The organism is Cystobacter fuscus DSM 2262, assembly GCF_000335475.2.
GTDB classification, from domain to species: domain Bacteria; phylum Myxococcota; class Myxococcia; order Myxococcales; family Myxococcaceae; genus Cystobacter; species Cystobacter fuscus.
In genome coordinates this window covers 1-5,199 of sequence record NZ_ANAH02000029.1, presented here as the reverse complement: position 1 = coordinate 5,199, position 5,199 = coordinate 1, and the positions used below count along the sequence as shown (strand labels likewise).

At 61.4% G+C, this 5,199-nt stretch carries 4 protein-coding genes; all 4 read left to right on the top strand.

What is annotated here, in order from left to right; translation table 11 throughout:
- A partial coding sequence (locus tag D187_RS35255; RefSeq protein WP_368665063.1) for a transposase occupies positions 1-579 on the top strand: 579 nt, incomplete at its 5' end.
- 317 nt (positions 580-896) lie between these two features.
- Entirely contained in the window at positions 897-3,434 is a 2,538-nt protein-coding gene (locus tag D187_RS35250; RefSeq protein ID WP_002632202.1) for a DEAD/DEAH box helicase family protein, read from the top strand.
- Positions 3,435-3,783: 349 nt separating this feature from the next.
- Positions 3,784-4,701, top strand: a complete 918-nt coding sequence (locus D187_RS35245) for an IS701 family transposase (protein ID WP_043433080.1) — start codon at positions 3,784-3,786, stop codon at positions 4,699-4,701.
- Positions 4,631-5,107: a transposase gene (locus D187_RS35240; protein ID WP_076606289.1), complete on the top strand. Its 477-nt coding sequence runs from the start codon at positions 4,631-4,633 to the stop codon at positions 5,105-5,107. The genes D187_RS35245 and D187_RS35240 overlap by 71 nt, the downstream gene beginning before the upstream one ends.
- The last annotated feature ends 92 nt before the right edge of the window (positions 5,108-5,199 follow it).

The following is a 5,199-nucleotide window of genomic DNA, read 5'->3' as shown; positions in this document are numbered from 1 at the left end:
GGCCCACGGGGTGCATCCGGCCCGGCGGAGTGCACGCGGGGGAGGGGGATGGGCTGGCCGTTGAGGATGTTCCACCTGCTGGTGTGGGCACGCGGTGCCGCGCTCGCCTCCTTCATGCAGTACCTGCGCTCCAACCTGTCCAAGAAGGTGGGCAGGCTCAGGCTGGTGGACTGGAGTGGCGGCTTCTGGGAGAGGCGCTACTCGGCGGAGCCGGTGCTGGACGATTCGGCCCTGGTGGGCCGGCTGCGCTACGTGCTGGCCCACGGGGTGAAAGAGGGGCTGGTGGAGAGGAGCGCCGAGTGGCCGGGCCTGACGTGTCTGCCGCAGTTGCTGGGGCCGGCTCGGCGAGTGTTCCAGTGGTTCAACTGGACGAAGCGCTGGAGCAAACGGGGAAGCGAGGAGCTGTCAGTGAGGGAGGGACGCCTCGCGGAGGGCCGGTGGAGTTGGAGGTGGCGCCCCTGCCGTGCTGGAAAGGACTGGGGGAGGCGGAGAGGCCGCGTGCGGTGCGGGCACTGGTGGAGGATGTGGATGCCGAGGCTCGCGCAAGGGACAAGCCCGTCCTCGGGGCGCACGCCGTGAGGGCACAGCACCCGCACCCGGCCCGAGCACCCAAGCGCAGCCCGCAGCCTCTGCGGCATGCCTCCACGCGATAGGCGCCGCGGGAGTTGCGCGAGCGGTACCGGCCTTTCGTCGTGGCGTTCCGAGAGGCAGCGGCTCGATGGGAGCGGGGGGATTTCTCAGCGCCCTTTCCGCCCTTCTCCTTCCCGCCACCTGTTGTGCCAAGTCGCGTCGCTTGAGTGCTTTGACACCCTTCTCTGGCCCTAGCCCGGGGTTCGAGCACCAGTTACAATTCGGCGAGGCTGACAACGAGCACCGCGACGTTTATCGGGGGCACTATGGTGGACTTCAAGAAGAGGCTGAAGGGTGCAAGTGGCAAGCGGCCACTTGCACCCGCTGAGATTTATGACCGTCTCGACCGGGAGGTCGACAAGGGTCCTCTTCGCCCAGCGCAAGAAGCCGTTCTCGCTGAGTGGCACGACAAGCGCAGGAGGGAGCGCGATGCCATCGTCAAGTTGCACACAGGACAGGGGAAGACTCTCATCGGGCTACTGATCCTCCAGTCGAAGCTCAACGAGGGAGTCGGTCCTGCGGTTTATCTTTGCCCAGATAACTTCCTGGTCGAGCAAACCGCACTCCAGGCCAGGCAGTTTGGGTTTGAGTACTGCACGGCGCTCGGTAAAGGAGACCTGCCGGATAAATTTCTGGACTCGAAGGCGATCCTGATTTGCACTGTTCAGAAACTCTTCAACGGGCTGACGAAGTTCGGCCTGCACAATCGGTCAATTTCGGTCGGGGCGACTGTCATCGACGATGCTCACGCCTGCATCGACGCGATCAGAGATGCGAGTACTATCAAACTTGAGCGCGGTTCGGGAGCATACGACGAACTGGCCGCCCTATTCAGCGGCGCCCTTGAGAGCCAAGGCCAAGGGACCTACGCTGACCTAAGCAATGGTTCGTACGATGCTCTACTGCCTGTACCATACTGGGACTGGATCGACCGCAGCAATGATGTTGCCAGGATCTTTTCGAAGTACGCGAATGCCGATGCGATCAAGTTCGCTTGGCCTCTTGTCAAGGATATCTTAGCAGAGTGTGAGTGCCTCATCTCTGGGCAAGCCATCGAAGTCTACCCTCGGCTCGCTCCGCTCGACGCGTTCGGCTCTTATGCGGACGCCAAGCACCGCGTGTTCATGTCAGCAACGATCTCGGACGACTCGTTCCTGATCAAGGGGCTTGGGCTGTCATCGGCCACCGTCGAGTCCCCGCTGACCTATGCACGCGAGAAGTGGTCAGGCGAGAAGATGGTGCTTATCCCATCCCTTATATCCGACCAACTCACCCGTCCCGAGGTAGTCGCGAAGTTTGGCCAGCGTATCAAGGGAAGGAAGCACGGCGTCGTTGCTCTAGTGCCGTCGTTCAAAGTCGCTGAAGATTGGAAGGCCAAGAGCGCCATCGTTGCTGACAAGACCAGCATAGACAAGGAAGTGCAGCGGCTGAGGGCGGGAGAGTTCGAGGCGACGTTGACAGTCGTGAACAGATACGACGGGATCGACCTTCCAGATCAATCGTGCCGCGTGCTCATCCTGGACTCGCGCCCTTTCGGAGAGTCGCTTCATGAACGGCATCTTGAGCGATGCCTATCTAGCACTGATGCAGTTGCAATCCGGGTGGCTAGAACCATCGAGCAAGGTATGGGCCGAAGCGTCCGAGGCGAGAAAGACTACAGCGCTATCTTGCTGATCGGCCCGGAACTGGTCCGGACCATCCGCTCAGCTGATTCGCGCGCATTCCTGTCGGCACAGACCCGACAGCAGATTGAGATCGGCCTCAACATAGCCGACTTTGCGAAGGAGGACATGGAGAAGGGTACCACGCCGGAGCAGGTGCTCGATGGTCTCATTGCGCAGTGCCTGCGCCGGGATGACGACTGGAAAGAGTATTACGCGGAGGAGATGGGAAAGATCGACAGTGCCACATCCTCACCGAAGCGACTAAAGGAGTTCGCGCTGGAATTGAAGGCGGAGCAGCTAGCCCGAGATAGCAGGTACGACGATGCCGCTAAGGTGATGCAGGACCTGGCCGACAAGCACGCCTCAACGGATGTTGAGAAAGGCTGGTACTTGCAGGAGGCGGCGCGCCATCTATACCGTTCCAGCAAAGTCGAGGCGGAAAAGCTACAGACGGCTGCGCACAAGCGGAACCGCTTTCTCCTTCGTCCACGCACTCGCGCTGGTGTCCCGCCTCAGTTGCCGGTCGAGCAGCGCCGAGTCGAGAAGATCATCGAGTGGATTCAGACTCATCCGGATCCGGCCAACTTGACTGTGAGTGTCGAATCTCTGGTATCTTCGCTACGCTTCGGCGTTGACGCCGACGAGTTCGAGGCCTCGTTCGACCGACTAGGAAAGGCACTTGGAATCGCCTGTGAGCGTCCTGACAAGGAGTGGAAGGAGGGTCCGGACAATCTTTGGCGATTGCGCACCAACAAGTGCCTGCTTGTGGAGTGCAAGACGGAGGTCGTTGCAGACCGGAAAGAGATCGCAAAGTACGAGGCCGAGCAGATGAACCAATCACATGGTTGGTTCAAGAAGACGTACGCTGGCGTGGATGCCGAATGCGTCATAGTCATTCCACCTAAGAAACTCGCTGCTGCTGCTTCGTTGGCCCAGCCCACCACCGCCTTGCGGAAGGATGGGTTGGACAGATTGGTAAAGAGCGTGCGCAGCTTCTTCGGCGAGTTCTTCGCCCAGGATCTCCAGACTCTCTCTCCAATGCAAGTCCAGCAAGCGCTCGACAAGCACCAACTCGGCGCTGATGACCTGCTCTCGAAGTACACCACACCAATCAAAGGGGCCGGTCTGCCTGACGAGTAATTTCAATACATCACGAGGGAGCAATCCATCGGCCCCACAGGCGATCCTAGTACCACTTGGTGACTTGGGAAGTAGCGTCGAGGGGCCCGTGTTTTCAAGTAGATGACACGCAGAGAAATGAGCCAGCTCGACCGGGAGCTGAGCGAGTACCTGGAGACGATGGTGGAGGGGCTGGGGCGCAGCGAGAGGCGGCGAGCGCTGGAGTTGTACCTGACGGGCTCCCGGGGAAGGTGTCAAACTCGACTTTCGCCATTTTGAGGAGGGCGAGCGAGGGAGCGGGGGCCGTGGGGAAGGGACGGCCACCGGACTGGTTGTGAGGTCGACCAAGACTTCTCCCGTCCAGTACACGATGACCGCCCCTCCTCTCAACACGCTGCTGTCGCTGCTTCTGCTCGTCCGTCCCGTTTTCACTCGGCCCTCGTTCTGTCGCTTCCTCACCTTGTTTGCTGGCTGGGTGAGTACCCGTGAGTTGCATGCAGTCACCGAAGCCTTGGTGTCCGCGGGTGTCTCTGGAGTACGCCACCACGCGGGCTTCCATCGCTTCTTCTCGCGAGCACGCTGGAGCATCGACCAGGTGGGCCGACTGCTTTTGCTGCATCTGGCGGCACTCGCACCGGGACCACTGCGCCTGGCGCTCGATGACACCCTGTGCACCCACAAGGGGCCCAAGGTTTTCGGTCTGGGTGTGCACATCGACCCCGTGCGCTCGACTCGACGCACGCGCCTGCTCACCTTCGGCCATGTCTGGGTGGTGCTGTCCGTGCTGTTCCCCGTGCCTTTTTCTGAAAGAGTCTGGGCCCTGCCTGTTCTCTTCCGCCTCTATCGGACCCAGGCCGACTGCCAGAAGCGAGGGGGTACACACTTGAAGAAGACGCAGTTGGCACGCCAGCTCCTGGAGCAGGTGTCCCGCTGGTTACCCCACAAGCCCGTGGAGGTGGTGGCTGACTCCGCCTACTCCTGTCGGGAGGTGCTGCGCCACCTGCCACCGGGCGTTGTCTTCGTGGGAGCCATGCGAGCGGACTCCACGCTGCACCGTCCGCGCACACGCTCGTGCCGCTCGCCTGTCACTGGCCGCCTGCTCACCAAGGATATTCTCCTGCCCAAGCCCGAGAAGATTGCCCGGGACGACAATCACCCCTGGCTGACCATGACGCTCACCCTGTATGGAGCGCCCACGCAGGTGCAACAAGGAGTGGGTGGCCCGGTGGTATCGTTCCGCCGGCAAACCCCTGCTCAAAATCGTCATCGTCAAAGTACCGCGCGGTGAACTGTCCCTGCGCGTCTTCTTCTGCACCGACTCGAGCCGCACGGCCCATCAAGTGATTGAAGCCTATGGCAGCCGCTGGGGGATAGAAGTGCTGTTCCGCGATCTCAAGCAACTGCTGGGCTTCGCCTCTTCGCGAGCGCGCTCTCCCCTGGCGGTACTGCGGACGGCTCCCTGGGTGGGTGTTTGCTACACCCTCCTGGTGCTCTGGTATATGGAGCTGGGTTGGGACACTTCGCGGATGGGGTTGCCCCTGCGTCCCTGGTACCGCACCAAATGCACCGTCAGCTTCGCTGACATTCTGCGCCTGGCCCAGCGCACGCTCGCCTCCGTGGATTGGGTGGACCCGCGTCTTCTTCTCGCCCAATTGCCCCAGCCCCCTTCTCGGCCTCAGCCGAGAGTCGCATGACCTCCGGCTCTCGGCTGCCCAAAAATGGCGAAAGTCGAGTCAAAGGACTCGTGTGCGCCAGGCAAAGCCTGGGTGAGGAGGAAGCGATGTAG